The organism is Nonomuraea sp. bgisy101 (genome assembly GCF_057708945.1).
Window position 1 is genome coordinate 327,103 of record NZ_JBYITD010000006.1, and the last position, 15,730, is coordinate 342,832.

The 15,730-nt window shown below is 71.4% G+C and carries 15 protein-coding genes; 6 read left to right on the top strand and 9 right to left on the bottom strand.

What is annotated here, in order from left to right; all coding sequences use genetic code 11:
- Nucleotides 1-1,042 precede the first annotated feature (1,042 nt).
- Complete coding sequence (locus tag AC3EO4_RS14305) at nt 1,043-3,697, top strand: beta propeller repeat protein (RefSeq protein WP_431895910.1); 2,655 nt, start codon at nt 1,043-1,045, stop codon at nt 3,695-3,697.
- A gap of 137 nt (nt 3,698-3,834) precedes the next feature.
- Here AC3EO4_RS14305 and AC3EO4_RS14310 read toward each other — a convergent pair whose 3' ends face one another.
- A complete protein-coding gene (locus AC3EO4_RS14310; RefSeq protein WP_431895912.1) occupies nt 3,835-4,230 on the bottom strand; it encodes an NUDIX hydrolase in 396 nt (131 codons plus the stop codon).
- Between the two features lie 74 nt (nt 4,231-4,304).
- Here AC3EO4_RS14310 and AC3EO4_RS14315 point away from each other — a divergent pair, with 74 nt between their 5' ends.
- From AC3EO4_RS14315 to AC3EO4_RS14330, 4 genes are all read left to right on the top strand, one after another.
- Nucleotides 4,305-4,934 carry a DUF6758 family protein gene (locus AC3EO4_RS14315; protein WP_379583303.1) on the top strand — a complete coding sequence of 210 codons (630 nt, stop codon included), beginning with the start codon at nt 4,305-4,307 and terminating at the stop codon, nt 4,932-4,934.
- A 39-nt stretch (nt 4,935-4,973) separates the two neighbouring features.
- Entirely contained in the window at nt 4,974-5,582 is a 609-nt protein-coding gene (locus tag AC3EO4_RS14320; protein ID WP_379583305.1) for a MarC family protein, read from the top strand.
- 69 nt (nt 5,583-5,651) lie between these two features.
- The gene (locus tag AC3EO4_RS14325; RefSeq protein ID WP_379583306.1) at nt 5,652-6,359 is read left to right on the top strand and encodes an MBL fold metallo-hydrolase; all 708 of its coding nucleotides are present in this window, start codon (nt 5,652-5,654) and stop codon (nt 6,357-6,359) included.
- Between the two features lie 3 nt (nt 6,360-6,362).
- A complete protein-coding gene (locus AC3EO4_RS14330; RefSeq protein ID WP_379583441.1) occupies nt 6,363-7,187 on the top strand; it encodes a RecB family exonuclease in 825 nt (274 codons plus the stop codon).
- Between the two features lie 87 nt (nt 7,188-7,274).
- On the opposite strand, the gene AC3EO4_RS14335 is transcribed toward AC3EO4_RS14330, so the two are convergent.
- The 3 genes from AC3EO4_RS14335 to AC3EO4_RS14345 form a co-directional block, all read right to left on the bottom strand.
- Nucleotides 7,275-8,180 carry an oxygenase MpaB family protein gene (locus tag AC3EO4_RS14335; protein WP_379583307.1) on the bottom strand — a complete coding sequence of 302 codons (906 nt, stop codon included), beginning with the start codon at nt 8,178-8,180 and terminating at the stop codon, nt 7,275-7,277.
- A 13-nt stretch (nt 8,181-8,193) separates the two neighbouring features.
- On the bottom strand, nt 8,194-9,072 hold the full coding sequence (locus AC3EO4_RS14340; protein WP_431895915.1) for an alpha/beta fold hydrolase: 879 nt from the start codon (nt 9,070-9,072) through the stop codon (nt 8,194-8,196).
- A 401-nt stretch (nt 9,073-9,473) separates the two neighbouring features.
- A complete protein-coding gene (locus AC3EO4_RS14345; protein WP_431895917.1) occupies nt 9,474-11,462 on the bottom strand; it encodes a DEAD/DEAH box helicase in 1,989 nt (662 codons plus the stop codon).
- Nucleotides 11,463-11,688: 226 nt separating this feature from the next.
- Between AC3EO4_RS14345 and AC3EO4_RS14350 the strand changes: the two genes are divergently transcribed.
- Nucleotides 11,689-12,333 (top strand): ferritin-like fold-containing protein, encoded by a 645-nt coding sequence (locus AC3EO4_RS14350; protein ID WP_379583312.1) that lies wholly within the window; start codon nt 11,689-11,691, stop codon nt 12,331-12,333.
- 307 nt (nt 12,334-12,640) lie between these two features.
- On the opposite strand, the gene AC3EO4_RS14355 is transcribed toward AC3EO4_RS14350, so the two are convergent.
- The 5 genes from AC3EO4_RS14355 to ligD (AC3EO4_RS14375) form a co-directional block, all read right to left on the bottom strand.
- Nucleotides 12,641-12,871 carry a DUF3107 domain-containing protein gene (locus AC3EO4_RS14355; protein WP_379583313.1) on the bottom strand — a complete coding sequence of 77 codons (231 nt, stop codon included), beginning with the start codon at nt 12,869-12,871 and terminating at the stop codon, nt 12,641-12,643.
- An 88-nt stretch (nt 12,872-12,959) separates the two neighbouring features.
- Nucleotides 12,960-13,580 (bottom strand): TetR/AcrR family transcriptional regulator, encoded by a 621-nt coding sequence (locus AC3EO4_RS14360; RefSeq protein ID WP_358135856.1) that lies wholly within the window; start codon nt 13,578-13,580, stop codon nt 12,960-12,962.
- Between the two features lie 59 nt (nt 13,581-13,639).
- Nucleotides 13,640-13,894 carry a hypothetical protein gene (locus AC3EO4_RS14365; protein ID WP_379583315.1) on the bottom strand — a complete coding sequence of 85 codons (255 nt, stop codon included), beginning with the start codon at nt 13,892-13,894 and terminating at the stop codon, nt 13,640-13,642.
- A gap of 34 nt (nt 13,895-13,928) precedes the next feature.
- Nucleotides 13,929-14,801, bottom strand: coding sequence for a non-homologous end-joining DNA ligase (gene ligD, locus AC3EO4_RS14370; protein WP_431895921.1), 873 nt, complete (start codon nt 14,799-14,801; stop codon nt 13,929-13,931).
- Nucleotides 14,798-15,694, bottom strand: a complete 897-nt coding sequence (ligD, locus tag AC3EO4_RS14375) for a non-homologous end-joining DNA ligase (RefSeq protein WP_379583319.1) — start codon at nt 15,692-15,694, stop codon at nt 14,798-14,800. Before ligD (AC3EO4_RS14375) ends, ligD (AC3EO4_RS14370) begins: the two co-directional genes overlap by 4 nt.
- Nucleotides 15,695-15,730: the final 36 nt, after the last annotated feature.

Genomic DNA, 15,730 nt, shown 5'->3' on the forward strand with positions numbered 1-15,730 from the left:
CCACGAATCTCGCTAGAGAGGTCTCGCCATCGCGGCGCGGGCGTGTTGCTCTGGATTCTGTGGAGGTGCGCGCAGGTGATCATCTCGGCGGATGGGGTAGAAGTACCGGCGTGCGTCTCCCGAAATAGGCGTACATAACTGGAACGGTCCGGACATTTCCGACTAGGAGGTGCGTCGCGTGGCCTCGGGCCCCAGCGATCCGCGCTCACCACGGCAACCGCCGGACGACGGTCCGCGCGCTCCCGAGCCTCGTACACCCGAGGACGCGGCGCACAGGGAGGGGGAGCCGCGTCCCCCCGGCGGATCGGGTACGCCGGAGGAGCCGAGGATCAGGCACGCGCCCCCCGGACCGAGGGACGACCACGCCCGCGGCGTTCCGGTCGCCTCGCCGTGGGGGATGCCGCCGTTCGCCTCGCCCACACCTGAGGACGACCAGGCCGAGGGCGACGCCGCGGCGTGGCCGAAGGGTCGCAGGCCGTACAGCTCGCCGGCCGCGCACGAGACGAGGCCGCAGGAAGCCGAGCCGCGCCGCCCGCGCAGGGCCGTGCACCCGGACAAACTGGTGGCCTCGGGCCCGCCCCGCCCCCGACCACCCCGTACTCCACCAGGAGCCCAACCCCCGACCACCCCGCCATCGAGCACTCCACCAGCGAGCGACCAGGAACCGAGCGACCGGACTCCGAGCGACCGGACTCCGAGCGACCAGGATCCGGGGTCTCAGGCTTCCGAGGTACGGGCTCCGGATACCCGGGCTCAGGGCACCCGATCGGGCACCCAGGCCCCGGGTGCCGAGCCGGAGACGCCTGCCGAGGAGCGGGAGGATCCGGCCGCGTACGGCGCCGACCGGACGGAGCGGGACAGGCCCACCGCGCCGCACCCCCGCCCGCCAGGGATCAGGACGGGCCCGCCGAAGACCCGCGTCGAGCCGTACAGGACGCCGGCGCCGCGACCGGAGCCCGCGCGGTCCGAGGCACAGGGGGATCCGCAGGAGGTCCGCCACGGCGGGCGGACCGGGGAAGGGGCCGAAGCGCCGCCCATCCCCGTGCGCTCCGAGATCCCCGCCGAGCCCGAACGCGTCGCCTCCGAGTTCCCCGCGGACCCCGAACACCTTCCCTGGGACTCCGACCACGTCGACGGGAGATCAGACCGTCCTCACGAGGCATCGGAGAGCGTCCCCGGCGGATCCGACGACCTCCCGTGGGAACCCGATCACCGCCCCACGGAATCCGAACGCCTTCGTGCAGGATCCGCCGACGCGGGGCGCGTCCCCCCAGAGGAGCAGGGCGCAGGAGAGCCGGTCCGCAGGGTCGGGCGGCCGCCGGGGGGTCGCCCGACCCGTCCCGACCTGCTCGTCGCCTCCGGTCCGACCCCGCCGGGCGGCGCGGCGGGCAGGCATCACCGTGGGCCGGCGCCCTCCGCGATGCGCAGGTCGAGCCCGGTCAGGCGGCGCCACCCCGTCGGCCCCTACCTGGTCGTGATCACCCTGGCCCTGACCGTGGCCGCCGGCGTGATCCTCTGGCAGCTGTGGAACGCGGGTCAGGATGGACTGCGCCTGGCTGCGGGCTCCAGCCGGTCAGGCGACGAGCTGTTCGTGGTCCCCGCGGCGGGCGACGGCTCCAACCAGAAGCTCAACGACCTGGCCGCCGTGGGCAGGGCCGTGGTCGCCGTGGGCAGCGACACCACCAGCCCCGTCCCGCGACCGCTGTTCCTCTACTCTCCTGACAGCGGCGCCACCTGGCAGCTCGCCAACGTCACCGGCTCCACGACCACCACCGTCCAGCGGGTCGTCGGAACGAACGGGGCCTGGCTCGCCTTCGGCCAGGACGGCGTGGGCGACGAGCGGGGCCTGTGGACGAGCGCGGACGGATCGACGTGGGCGGCCGTCGAGCAGAGCGGCCTGCAGGCGTTCAGGAAGGGCGACCTGATCCGCGACGTCGCCAGGACCGCGTCGGGGTTCGTCGCCGTCGGCCGTACGGTGCTGCAGGACGGCACCGCGGGGCCCGTCGCGTGGCACTCGGCCGACGGCCGGGCGTGGACGCGGGTCGACAGCCGCGACATCGGCACGCCCGACAAGGTCGGCGAGTTCAAGACCGTCGTGGCCAGGGAGGATCAGGTCGTCGTCCTGGCCCAGCCCGCCCAGGGCGGCGGTTCGGTCGTCATGCGGTCGACGGACGGCGGGCGCACCTGGGTCCGCACCGCGACACGACTGCCTGACATCGCGCCCAGGCAGGGCGCGCTCGCCGTGCTGCCGCAGCGTTTCGTGCTGATCCCGACGAGGCACCGCGAGCCCAGGGGCGACGTGCAGGTCTACTGCTCGCCCACCGGCGCGGAGTGGAACAGATGCGGCGCGATCGGCGGGCTCGACGCGCAGAGTACGGGCGTCAACGCGGTCGTCACCCACGCCGGGGGGCTGGCCGCCGTCAGCCAGTCGGGCCTCGACAGCTACACCGTCTACACCAGCGCCGACGCGGCGAAGTGGACCAAGCGCGCCGACCTCGGCAGCATGCCGGGCGCGACCGTGCGCGGGCTGACGCTGGCCGACTCGGGCACGCTGGTCGTGGGCGGCGACCAGGCCGCCGCCGACGTCGACAACCAGCTCGTGCTGATGACCGCCAAGGACGGCGGCCAGGCCGCGAAGGTCCCGCTGGCCGACATCAGGGGCCTGACCAGGGTCGCCCGGCAGACGGCCAGGGTCGCCGCCGCCGACGGCCGGTTCGTCGCCGTCGGCTCGGCCTCGGGCGACGCGGGCATCTGGACGAGCACGAACGCCGTCGACTGGAAGTCCGTCACGCTCGGCGCCCCTCGGCAGCAGGAGCTCACCGACCTCGCGCACGGCCGCAAGGGCTGGCTGGCCGTCGGCACCACCATGCCGGACGCCTCCTCCACCGAGCCGCTACTCGTCGGATCGGCGGACGGCCGCTCCTGGAAGAGGATCGACGCGCCGGGCCGCGCCGACGGCCAGCCGTACCTGTCGATGCGGTCGGTGGCCGCGGGCGAGGGCGGCTACGTGATCGCGGGCGAGGACAGGTCGGCCTCCGGTACGGCCGCCGCCGCGCTCTGGTACACGACCGACCTGCGCACGTTCAGCCGCGTGGCGAAGCTGCCGCGGGACGGCGCGGGCGTCCGCATCCACGACGTCGCCGCGGGCCAGGGCGCCTACGTCGCCGTCGGCGGCTCGGGCGGCGCCGAGCGCGAGAGCGGCGTCGTGTGGATCTCCGCGGACGGTCTCACGTGGAAGGCGCGCGAGCGGCTCCTCCCTCCCCACACCACCTCGGCGGGCCTGCGCCAGGTCGTCCGGTACGGCGAGCGGATCGTCGCCATGGGCACCGCGCAGGTGTCGGGGTCCCGCAAGGCGTTCGCCGCCGTGTCCGACGACGAAGGCGTGAGCTGGAGCTACTCCTGGCTCCCCGCCGAGCAGGCCGCCGCCGTCCACGACCTGGCCTCCGCGCCCCAGGGGCTGGTGGCGGTGGGCTGGCACGGCGCTCCCGGCAGCGGGGACAGCGCGGCCTGGACCTCCGAGGACGGGCTGGCGTGGAACCGCCAGGACCTGACGAGGGACAAGCTGGGCGGCGAGGGCACGCAGTGGCTCGGCGCCGTCACGGTCTCCGCCGCCGACGTGGTCGCGCTGGGCCGCTCCACGACCTACAACTCCGACCACCTCATCCTCTGGACGTCCACGCTGTCGTCGGATCGCTGACCTGGCGACGTGACGGCGGCAGGACGAAGTCCCGCCGGAGCGGCGTGAGACGGGCGCCCACCACGTGCCCGCGGTGGGCTCGGCCCGGCCTGCCGTGCGGGACCGGGCGCGGCGTGATGTCCGTTGCGGGGCAGGGGTCAGCCGGGCAGGACGTTCCACGCCGCCAGGGCGGCGAGCAGCCCGTCGGTCAGCGGCATGCGGTCCAGCTCGGCCCGCGAGCACCAGCGCACGGCCGCCGCGTCGTCGCCCGGCGCGAGCGACCCCGAGACCGCGGTGGCCAGGTAGTCGCGGATCACGTAGACCACCCCTCCAGGCCCAGGGCGCTCGACGGCGCCCGCCAGCGCGCCCACCGTCACCACCAGGCCCGTCTCCTCCGCGACCTCCCTGCGGACCGCGTCCTCGTCGCTCTCTCCCGCCTCGACCCTGCCGCCGGGGATCGACCACAGCCCCTCGCCAGGCGGCCGCCCACGCTTGATCAGCAGCAGTTCGCCCGAATCCGCGACCATGATCGCGCCCACACAATTTACGCGCACATGGCCAAGATTACGGCGGCATAACGAGCTCCGCCCTTGACGGATCGGTGCTCGGGGACGCACCGTGAGTAGCTGTGAGAGCGGCACCAACCTGTCCACGATGTTTTGGACCGCTTCATGCACCGAGCGCGTGGTCGAGCGCATGGCGCTGCGGCGCGCATGGCGACGTCCTGCCCTTCCAGCCGCTGCAGCCATCCGGTTCGGCCTGCGATTCCGTACGGCAGAGCTCGGTGGTTCCCGTGTGGCTGCCGTGGCCGCTTCCGCCAGGCTGGCTGGTGACGGGGTTCGGCCTGGCGGGCGACGAGCGCACAGGTGCACGGGCGAGCCTGGTAGCGCTGACGGGTCCTTCGGTCACGCATGGCCCCGCCGACATGGTCGTCATCGCCGAAGAGCCCGGCGTCGGCCTCGGCGCGAGCTTCGCCGGCCTCGACGGCCCCGATCCAGGCGGAGGCTTCGGCGAAGGGCCGCCGAACGCCAAGATCGACGTGCTCGGGCACCCGACCGCGCTGTGGTGCGTCAGGGCGCCCGACGACAGGGCCGTCTACGCGGGCGAGGCGCTCGGCAACTGGCTCTGGACCGTCGTGTGGCCGGCCGAGGCCGGTTGCTTCATCGTCCTGGACCAGCTGACCCTGCGTGACCTGCGCGCGCACGACCAGGACTTCGACCTGCCCTTCGGCGCCTTCTCTCCGAGGCTCGAGAGTTAGGATCGTGCTCTGTTCCCCCCTCACCGGCAGGGGGGCGCGGTGTTCGACGTCAGGTTCTTCGTCGAGGCGTTCGTCACGATGTTCGTCATCATGGACCCGCCCGGCGTCATTCCGCTCTTCCTCGCCTACACCGGCGGCCGTACTCCCGCCGAACGCAGGCGCATCGCGGCGCAGGCGGCGATCACGGCGTTCTGCCTGATCGTGGTGTTCGCGGTCTTCGGCCAGGTCATCCTGGGGTACCTGCACGTGGAGGTGCCCGCCATGCAGATCGCGGGCGGGCTGCTCCTGCTGCTGGTCGCCCTGGAACTGTTGCGGGGGACGACGGAGCCGCGGGCGGGCACCGTGAAGTCGAACGTCAACGTGGCGCTGGTGCCCCTCGGGACCCCTCTGCTGGCGGGCCCAGGAGCCATCGTGGCCACGATCGTGTTCGCCCAGCAGGCAGGGGCGGTGAAGGGCGGCATCCTGGCGCTGGGGCTGGCCATCGCGGCGGTGCACGTGGTGCTGTGGTTGTTCATGCGGTTCTCGGTGAGCATCATCCGGGTGATCAAGGAGAACGGGGTGGAGCTGGTCACCAGGATCGCCGGCCTGCTGCTGGCCGCGCTGGCCGTCCAGCTCATCATCACCGCCATCCGTTCCCTCACGGCCTGACCTCGAACGGCGTCACGCCATCCGCGTGCAAGGCGGGATCCGAGCCCCGGTTGACGATAGGGTGGCAACGTGGGAGCGCGTATCGAGCGAGTCGTGACCGAGGGCGTCGTCGAGATCGACGGCACCGAGCACAAGGTCGAGAACAACACCTGGATCGTGGGCGACGACGAGGAGGTCATCGTCATCGACCCGGCGCGTGACGCCGAGAAGATCCTGGACCAGATCGGCGAGCGGGAGGTGCTCGCCGTCATCTGCACGCACGGCCTTCCCGACCACGTCGGCGCCGCCATCGAGGTGGCCAGCAGGGACGAGTCGGTGATCGCCCTGCACCCCAAGGACAAGCCGATCTGGCGTGAGACCTGGTCGGAGACCTGGCCTGACATCGAGATGGAGGACGAGGGCGTGTTCGGCGTCGGCGACGTCCGTCTCGAGGTGCTGGAGACCCCCGGCGTCACGATGGGCGGTGTCTCCCTCTACTCCGAGGAGCTGGAGGCCGTCTTCACCGGCAAGTCGCTGCAGGCCGACGGTCCTGGCAAGCTCGGCGGCGAGTACCCCGCCCTGGCCGACCAGCTGACCTCGATCGGCGGGAGGCTGTTCACGCTGCCGGGCGCGACCAGGGTCCTGCCCAACCAGGGCGAGGAGAGCCGGATCGGCGACCTGGAGCCGCACTTCGACGACTGGGTGTCGGGGTCGCTGACCCGCGAGAAGCCTTCGGACGGCCCGCTGACCGACGGCACGGGCGCCGCCGGGATCCAGCTGAACCTGGGCGACCAGTAGGTGCTGGAGCAGCTCCCTCTTGAGGGCATGCCGCGGCGGCTCTATTCATGCACGCCGTCGCGGCTCAACTCATGGCTCGACTGCCGCAGGCGCTACAGGTTCTCCTATCTCGACCGGCCCCAGCCGCCCAAGGGCCCCGCGTGGGCCCACAACAGCATGGGCGCGAGCGTGCACAACGCGCTCGCGGCGTGGTGGCGGCAGCCGTACGAGCGCAGGACCTCCGCCATGGCGGCGATCCTGCTGACCAACGGGTGGATCTCCGAGGGGTTCAGGGACGCCGAGCAGTCCACGCAGTATCGTGATCACGCCCGCGGCATGGTGTCGGGGTACGTCGAGACGCTCGATCCCTCCGACGAGCCCGTCGGCGTCGAGCGTACGGTGGCCACGCGGACGAAGGCCATCGCGGTCTCCGGGCGCATCGACAGGCTCGACCGGCGCGGCGACGAGCTGGTGGTCGTCGACTACAAGACGGGCAGGCGGCCACTGACCGAGGACGACGCCCGCGGCTCGCTCGCCCTGGCGATCTACGCGATCGCGGCCTCGCGCGTGCTGCGCACCCCGTGCACCACCGTCGAGCTGCACCACCTGCCGACCGGCGAGATCGTCGAGTGGCAGCACACCGAGGAGTCGCTCGGCCGCCACCTGCGCAGGGCCGAGGAGGTCGCGCTGGAGGCCGGTGAGGCCGACGAGCGCTACAGGGCCGGCGAGAAGAACGACCCGTTCCCGCCGAGTCCAGGCCCGATGTGCTCGTGGTGCGACTTCCGCCGCCACTGCCCCGAGGGCCGCACGGCGGCACCTGACAAGCTCCCCTGGGACGCTCTCGCCTGAACCCGCCCAGGCCCGCCCGAGACCACCGGGTCCGGCGGTGCTCGCCTCGCCCGAGGCGTTGGCCGCGGTCGCCGAGGACGGAGCGGGTCAGGCCGCCAGGCCGGCCGGCCAGCGGCGTGGGTCGGTGAGGCCTTTGAGTCCCTTGCTCACGTCGTAGCCCGCCTTCGCCAGCCGTTCGCGGGAGGCGGCGAGCATCTGCCTGGTCGGCTCGGCGAAGGCCAGGTCGTGGACGTGCTCGGGCAACGAGTTGGCCCCGAGCCTGAACGCCTTCAGCGCCGCCGTCACGGTCGCGCGCGGCACCTCGGGCAGCGTGCCGTACATCTCCCTGGCCCAGCCGGGCAGCGAGTAGTAGCACAGCGCGCCGAACGGGAAGTAGACCGGCTTGCCGGGGGAGAGCCTGCGCAGCTCCTGCGGCAACCGCGGCCACAGCAGGAACCGCACGGTGGCCGCCGACTCGTCGATGACCCGCAGCCTGGGCCGCATCTCCTCGAAGTACGCGGCCATCTCGGCCTGCGAGCCGGGCACGTCGTCCAGGTGCAGGCCGACGTAGGTGGCGCTCTTGCGCTGTTCGTAGAGGTAGCGGTCGGCCTGCCGGTCGGTCAGCCCGAGGCCGCCGCGCCTGGCCACCTCCAGGTAGGACGACACCTCCGCGCAGTGCACCCACCGCAGCAGCTCGGGGTCGTCGACACGGTGCGTCCTGCCGCCGTCGCTGATGCGCAGCCCCCGGTGGATGCGCCGCACCCTGCGCCCGATCTCGTCGGCCTCCTCAGGACTGCCGAAGGTGACCCTTCCCACGAAGTCGGCGGTACGGCGCAGCCGTCCGAACGGGTCGTCCTGGAAGTTGGAGTTCTGCCAGACGCCGCGCATCGCCAGCGGGTGGAGCGCCTGGAGCATGAGGCCGCGCACGCCGCCCACCCACATCGAGCGGTCGAGGTGCACCAGCCACGTCACAGCCTGCGGCGGCTGGACGACGATCTCTTCGATGCTCGTCATAGTAAGTAGATGATTACACGGCTGGGCGGCGAATGGCCTCCGCCGAGTTCCAGAATCTCGTCAGCGCGGCCGCGGTCGTCTCCGGCGCCTCGACGGCGGGCGAGTGGACGGCGCCGGGCACCACCACGATCTCGGATCCGAGCCTGGCCGCCATCTCGGCCTGCATGCCGGGCGGCCAGCCGTCGTCGTGCTCGCCGAACAGGACCAGCGTCGGCACCTCGATCTGGGTGAGCTCCTCGGTGCGGTCGGGCTGGTCGAGCACCTGCGCCGCCATCGTCGCCAGCGCCGTGGGGTTGTTGGCGAACAGCCGCTTGCGCAGGAACGCGATGATCTCGTCGGGCACGCCGCCGCCGAGCGCCTCGGGCTCGTAGCGGGTGGTCCACACGTGTTCGAGGCCCAGCTCGGGCAGCTCGCGCATGATCGCCCTGCCGGCCCGCTCGCGGGGTCCGATGATGCCCGAAGGGCCCGAGCTCATCAGCGTGAAAGAGGCGAACTTGGTGCGCCCGTCGATCACCGCCTCCCTGGTGACCAGCCCGCCGAAGGAGTGGCCGACGAGGTGGACGGGGCCGCCGTCGCCGACGGCCATCGCGATCGCGTCCACGTCGTTGCCGAGCGCGGGGCAGGTGTAGGCGGCGGCGTCGTCGGGGCCAGGCGTCTCGTACTGCCCTCGCATGTCGATCGCGACGACCTTGCGGTTGGCGGTGGCGAGGGTCTGCAGGATGGCGATGAAGTCTTCCTTGCTGCCGGTGAGGCCGGGTACCAGCAGCGCGGGTAGCCGCTCGATCACGCCGCTCATCGGGGTGGCCTCCAGGGCGGCGAACTGGCCGTGGGGCGTGTCGATCTGCACGGGGGACACCCCGGGCGGCAGGGACAGGAAGCGCGGCGTACTCACGTAAGGCAACAATACCCAGAGCACAGGGTGGGAACACCGCGAATCGTTCCACTTACCCAGCTTGACGTGCTCAAAGGCGCTCTGTGCCGATTCTCGTGGGAGCGGCGAGGGGCCGTCATGACCCGGTCAGACTCGACCCCGCCAGGGGCCGCGGAGGGGCGGCGAACAGGCGGCACACCGAGGGCCGGCCCGTATGCAGGTGAGAGGCGCGAACGGGTCCCCGGCAGGAACTCACCGGGACGCGGACCAGGGGTGTGGGGTCTCCTCCGGAGGACGACCGGGGTTCTCCCGGGATGGGGCTCGCTGGGGGCGTGGGGGCGCTTCCGAGGGCCGGGAGCGCCCCCACAGAGGCGTCGAGGGGCCGGGGCGCTCGCGTGGGAGCCCCCCAGCCCGTTGGGACGTCAGCGGCGGCGAGGCCCGCCGGAAGCGCCGCCGCTGCCGCGCGGGCGACGCCGCTGCTGCTGGCGTTCGGTCGCGGCGGAGGGCGCGATCTCGTCATCGTCGGTCGCCAGGTCGGGCGACTGGAAGATGACCGTGAACGCGTTCGGCGGCACGATCCGCTCGGGCTCCCTGCGGACAGGGGGCGGCGGGGTGGTCATGAAGCTCGGCTCCTCGACGGGGTGCGGTGCGGGCTGCGGCTCGGCCACCGAGGCGAGAGCTCCTTCCAGCGCCTCCGAGGAGGCGCCCCTACGGGCCCGAGTCCGCCTGGAGGGCTGGTCGGCCGCGGCCTCGACCTCTTCGGCGGAGATGATGGCGGGCGTGTCGTCGTTCCTGCGGGAGCGCCTGCGCATGGGCTTCTCCTCTGGCGCGATCGTCGATGCGGTGCTCTCGGCGTCCTCGGTCAGAGTGCTGCCGAGCGGGTCGGCCGAGGCGATGGCCGCCGCGGAGGCGACCTTCTCCGAAGCCGCCTCGTCCGAGGCGGACCCGTTGGCGGCCGATCCGTTGGAGGCGGGCCCGTTCGAGGCGGGTTCGCCCGTCACGGGTCCCGTCGAGACCAGCTCGTCGGAGCCGGCCTCGGCGGCGCGGCCGCCGCGGGTGCGGCGGCGCTGGCGCGGCGTGCGGGCGGGGCGCGGCTCGCGCTCCTCCCTGTCCTTACGGCCACGCGAGCGCGACCGCCCGGTCTCGCCGAGGTCCTCCAGCTCCTCCGCCGCCAGCCCCGCCCTGGAGCGGGCCGCGCGCGGCAGCACGCCCTTGGTCCCCTCGGGGATGCCCAGCTCGGTGTAGACGTGCGGCGAGGTGGAGTAGGTCTCCTCGGGCTCGGCGAAGTCGAGGCCGAGCATGTTGTTGATCATCTTCCAGCGGGTCAGCTCTTCCCACTCGACGAAGGTGACCGCGATGCCGGTGCGCCCCGCCCTGCCCGTACGGCCGATGCGGTGCACGTAGGTCTTGTCGTCGGTGGGGGCGTCGTAGTTGACCACGTGCGTGACGTCGTCGATGTCGATGCCGCGCGCCGCCACGTCGGTGGCGACCAGCACGTCGATCTTGCCGTTGCGGAAGGCGCGCAGCGCCTGCTCGCGCTGGCCCTGCCCGAGGTCGCCGTGGACGGCCGCCACCGCGAAGCCGCGGGTGTCGAGCTGCTCGGCGACCATGTCGCAGGCGCGCTTGGTCTCGCAGAACACCATGGTCAGACCGCGGCCGTCGGCCTGCAGCAGGCGGGACAGGATCTCGATCTTGTCCATCCTGTGGACGCGCCAGACGAGCTGGCGCACCTGCGGCGTGGCCTCGCCCTCGCCGCTCTCCATCTCGGCGCGCACGTGGGTGGGGCGGTTGAGGTACTTGCGCGACAGCGCGACGATCTCGCCCGGCATGGTGGCGGAGAACAGCATCGTCTGCCGCTCGGCGGGGATGAGCTTGAAGATCCGCTCGATGTCGGGCAGGAAGCCGAGGTCGAGCATGCGGTCGGCCTCGTCGAGGACGAGCATGGTGACCTGGGACAGGTCGAGGTGCTTCTGCTTGACCAGGTCGAGCAGGCGGCCGGGGGTGCCGACGATGACGTCGACGCCCGCCTTCAGCGCTTCGACCTGCGGCTCGTACGCGCGCCCGCCGTACACGGTGAGCACGCGGGAGCCGAGCTTGCCCGCTGCGGTGACCAGGTCCTCGGAGACCTGGACGGCCAGCTCACGGGTGGGCACGACGACCAGGCCGCGCGGCTTCTTGCGGTTCTTGCGTGGCTTTCCGATGCTCTGCAGCATCGCGATGCCGAACGCGTAGGTCTTTCCCGTGCCGGTGCGTGCCTGACCGATGAGGTCCTGCCCGGCGAGGGCGAGTGGGAGCGCCATCTCCTGGATGGGGAACGGCGTGGTGATGCCCTCGGTCTCGAGGGCATCGGCGATCTCTGGTGTGACTCCGAGGTCTCGGAAAGTCGTCAGCGTGGCCTGCCTCAGTCTCAAATGAAGGCGGGCCTGCCGGGACCATCGGGCGGAATTCATCCCCGTGCCTGGGTCCTCGCGGTAGAGCCAGCCCTCTCGCGTCATCAGCGACCGCAGGCCCGGAAGTGGGGGTTAGCGGGAGCGAATCTCCCGGATTAACACAGTGCGGTCGCACTTTCACAGAGCAGTGTACTCGATACCACAACGCGGACCGAGTTTCATTATGTTCCCGAAGTACGCTGCCTTCATGACAGATTCCCCGGGTGTCGTCGATCTCCTCGGCGTGCTGGCATACGCCGAGCTCACCGCCTTCCTCCGGCTGGCCGAGGATGCGGGCCAGTTGGCCCCCACTCTGACAGACAGGGCGGTGCTCGGCGAACTGGCGGTGGCCGAGTACGCCCACTTCCAGCTCCTTCGCGACAAGCTCGTCTCGCTCGGGGCCGACCCCGACAAGGCGATGTCGCCGTTCGTGGAGGCGCTGGACGAGTGGCACACCAACACCGCGCCGGGCGACTGGCTGGAGGCGCTGGTCAAGGCCTACGTGGGCACGGGGATCGCGCTCGACTTCTATCGCGAGGCGGCCAGGCACCTCGACCCGTCCATCGCCGATCTCGTCGACGAGGTGCTGGTCGACCAGGGCCGTTCGGCGTTCGCGGTGGAGCGGGTGCGGGCGGCGGTCGAGGCCGACCCCGCGCTGGCCGGGCGGCTGGCGCTGTGGGCGCGGCGCCTGGTCGGCGAGGCGCTCAGCCAGGGCCAGCGGGTCGCGGCCGCCCGGCCCGAGCTGGCCCAGCTGCTGGTGGAGGCGGTGCCGGACGACCAGGCGGAGATCTCCAGGCTGTTCGCGAGGCTGACCGAGGAGCACGGCAAGCGGATGGCGGCTCTCGGCATCTGACCGCCCGGCTTTACTCGGTCTGCGCATCGAGCGGCGCGAACGCGCGGACGGTTGTACCGTGCCGGTATGAGGGCCTCGCGCCGCTACAGCAGTTCCTTGACCAGATGTGGGCCGAATCGCTGGGTCTCGCGCGCCGCGCTGCGGAGGGAGAGCGCGCGCTGTCCCTCCGGAGAGCCGAGGCGCGAGCACGTGCCCCGGCACCGTCGTCCTGGACGATGCCTGATCGGCCCTGGAAGTCCCTGCCACTGACGGCGGCCGAACCAGGGGGACGGCGAGCGCCGCCGTGCCCCTGGAGCTGGAACCCGTCCTACATGGTGCCGCCGAAGCCGACGGGCCGGTTCTCGTCCTCGCCGATCTCGATGAATCCGATCGAGGCCACGGGCACGACGACGCGCCTGCCCTTGACGTCGCTGATGGCGAAGACGCCCTTGTCAGCGGCGAGCGCCTGCCGGATCTCCTCCTCGATCTGGTCGGCCGTCAGGTCGCTCTCCACAACGAGCTCGCGGTGTACGGACCGTACGCCGATCTTGATTTCCATCGTGCTCCCTCTTGAGACGGGGCTGGCTCATCCCATCGTCACTCGTCTCGGGTAAGAAGGGGGCATTGATCGCGCCGAGCGAACGCTGTTATGCCGTACGCGGAAAACCGCTGATGCCACGCCAGGCGAGCCTGGCCATGAGCTGCTCCGCGGCGTCCTTGGGGATGGAGCCGTGCTGGGTGATCCAGTAGCGGGCGCTGACCTCGGCCATGCCGACCAGGCCGACACCGAGCAGGTGCGCCTCCTCGCTGGAGCAGCCGGTGTCCTCCTGGATCACCTGGCTCACCATCTCGGCGCACTCGCGCAGCGAGCGCTCGACGCGCTGCCGTACGGGGGCGACGTTGCGCAGGTCGGACTCGAAGACCAGCCGGAAGGCCTCACCCTGGCTGGAGACGAAGTCGAAGAAAGCGCGGAAGGTGGCCTGGACGCGGAGCTTGTTCTCGTGGGTGGAGGCCAGCGCGTCGCGCACCCTGCTGACCATGTCGTCGACGTGGAGGTCGAGCAGGGCGAGGTAGAGCTCGAGCTTGCCGGGGAAGTGCTGGTAGAGCACGGGCTTGCTGACCCCGGCGCGGTCGGCGATCTCGTCCATGGCCGCCGCGTGGTAGCCGTTCTCCACGAACACTTCCTGCGCGGCGTTCAGCAGCTGGCGCCTGCGGGCGAGTCGGGGCAGCCGGGTGCCCCGGGGCTTGGCGTCCGGGGTTGCTGTCACGCGGGTCTCCTAGGGGGCGAGTGCTGTTTGCCCGCACATCCTACGCGCGGGTAACCAGGTCAGCGGTAGTCATCGTCATCATCGTCGCCGACCGTGCGGTCCTGCTCGAAGGCGTCGGCGGGGTCCACGTCGATCGGGAGCTCGTGGCGGATGGCGTCTCCTTCGCGGAGCGCCCTGAGCTGTTCGGCCGCGTCGGCCGGATCCACCTCGATCGGGAGTTCCACGCGGGTGGTGTCTCCCTCACGCAGCCTGAGCTGTTCGGCCGCATCGGCCTCGGGCACCTCGATGGACAGCTCGGCCTCGTTCTGCGACATCCCGTCCCCCTGTCGTAGCCGGACGGGTTCCACCTTACGCCTGGCCGAACAGATCGCCGTGATCCTCCACCCTGGCCAGCACATCGGCCGCGGTGAACACGAGTTCCTCGGGGCTCCCGCAGCTCTCGACCTCTTCCCAGAGCAGCGGGGTCGAGACCGTCGGGTGGGACCTGGCGCGCAGCGAGTAGGGGGCGACGGTGGTCTTGGCGGGGTTGTTCTGGCTCCAGTCGATGAAGACCTTGCCCGGCCGGAGCTTCTTGGCCATCACGCTGACGACCTCGTCGGGGTGCTCCTTCGCCAGGCGCTGGGCGAGCCGGCGGGCGTAGTCGGACGGTTCGACCCTGTCGTCCCATGGGCTGTAGAGCTGCATGCCCTTGTTGCCGCTCGTCTTCGGCCACGCGACGAGGCCGTCCTCGGCCAGCACCTCGCTGATGAGCGTGGCGACCCTGCAGCACTCGACGATGGTGGCGGGCGGGCCCGGATCGAGGTCGAGCACCAGCAGGTCGGGCGGCAGCGCCTCGCCGTCCTTGCTCACCTTCCACTGCGGGACGTGCAGCTCGAGCGCGGCCAGGTTGGCGTAGTAGACGAGCGAAGGCAGGTCGTCGACGACGGCGAAGTCGATGGTCTCGCGGTTCTTGGTGCTGCCCGGCACCGGGAGCGTCGCCCTGCGCAGCCACGAGGGCGCGTGCTGTGGCGCGTTCTTCTCGAAGAAGAAGGCGCCGTCGACGCCGTCGGGGTAGCGCTTGACGGTCAGCGGCCTGTCCCGCAGGTGCGGCAGGAGGACGGGGGCGATCCTGCTGTAGTAGTCGATGACCTCGGCCTTGGTGAAGCCGATCTCGGAGTAGAGCACCTTGTCCAGGTTGCTGAGCGTCAACTGGCGTCCGTCCACCTTGACGGGAACCTTCACAGCGTCACCTCTGCCGGTACCTTGTCGCCCCTGAGACCGCGCCACACGGGATGTCGTAGCCTGCCGTCGTCGGTCCACATCGTGTAGGCCACCTCCCCGACCATCTCGGGTCTAACCCATCGGTTGCGCCCCTTCACCTCGTCCGAGAACGGGCTGCGGGGCACCTCGAGCGGTTCGAGCAGCGCCAGCAGGTGCGCGAGCGCCGCGTCGGTGAACCCGGTGCCCACGTGCCCGACGTAGGTGAACCCCTCGCCGGTGAACATCCCGAGCAGCAGCGAGCCGATGCCGCCCGCGCGCCGCCCCTTGCCGGGCTTCCACCCGCCGATCACGACCTCCGTGGTGGCCTGGTGCTTCACCTTGATCCACCACGGCGAGCGCACCCCCGTCCTGTACGGCGAGTCGAGCCTCTTGGCGATCACGCCTTCGAGTCCCTGTTCAAGGGTGGCGGCCATCAGGTCGGAGTCGCCGGGGAAGAACGGCGGCGCGCCGATGTCCAGCTCGTCGAGTAGCGCCCGCCTGTCCCTGTACGGCAGGTCGAACAGCGGCCGGCCGCCCAGGTAGAGCAGGTCGAAGGGTAAGTAGGTGATCGGCACCCTGTGCACGAGCGAAGGGCTCGGATCGCTGAGGTGCATCCGCCGCTGTAATCGGGAGAACCAGGGCCGTCCGTCGGCGCCGAGCGCCACGACCTCGCCGTCGATGATCGCGTGGTCGAGCCCGAAGCCCGATGCGGTCTCGCACACCTCGGGATACCTGCGCGTGTAGTCGGCTCCGTGCCTGCCGGACACCCTGCACCCGCCCGCCTCCAGGTGGACGAGCGCCCTGATGCCGTCCCACTTCACCTCCAATCCGTACTGCTCCCGATCGGCCGGCAGGCGCCCGGGTACGGCGAGCATCGGTTCGATCGGATATGGCATCGGATCGCCCATGAC

What these genes read in the sequence shown, in the direction of transcription:
- ligD (WP_379583319.1), bottom strand. Translation starts at nt 15,694, where the DNA reads ATGCTCGCCGTACCCGGGCGCCTGCCGGCCGATCGGGAGCAGTACGGA.
- AC3EO4_RS14335 (WP_379583307.1), bottom strand. Translation starts at nt 8,180, where the DNA reads ATGACGAGCATCGAAGAGATCGTCGTCCAGCCGCCGCAGGCTGTGACG.
- AC3EO4_RS14350 (WP_379583312.1), top strand. Translation starts at nt 11,689, where the DNA reads ATGACAGATTCCCCGGGTGTCGTCGATCTCCTCGGCGTGCTGGCATAC.
- AC3EO4_RS14365 (WP_379583315.1), bottom strand. Translation starts at nt 13,894, where the DNA reads ATGTCGCAGAACGAGGCCGAGCTGTCCATCGAGGTGCCCGAGGCCGAT.
- AC3EO4_RS14355 (WP_379583313.1), bottom strand. Translation starts at nt 12,871, where the DNA reads ATGGAAATCAAGATCGGCGTACGGTCCGTACACCGCGAGCTCGTTGTG.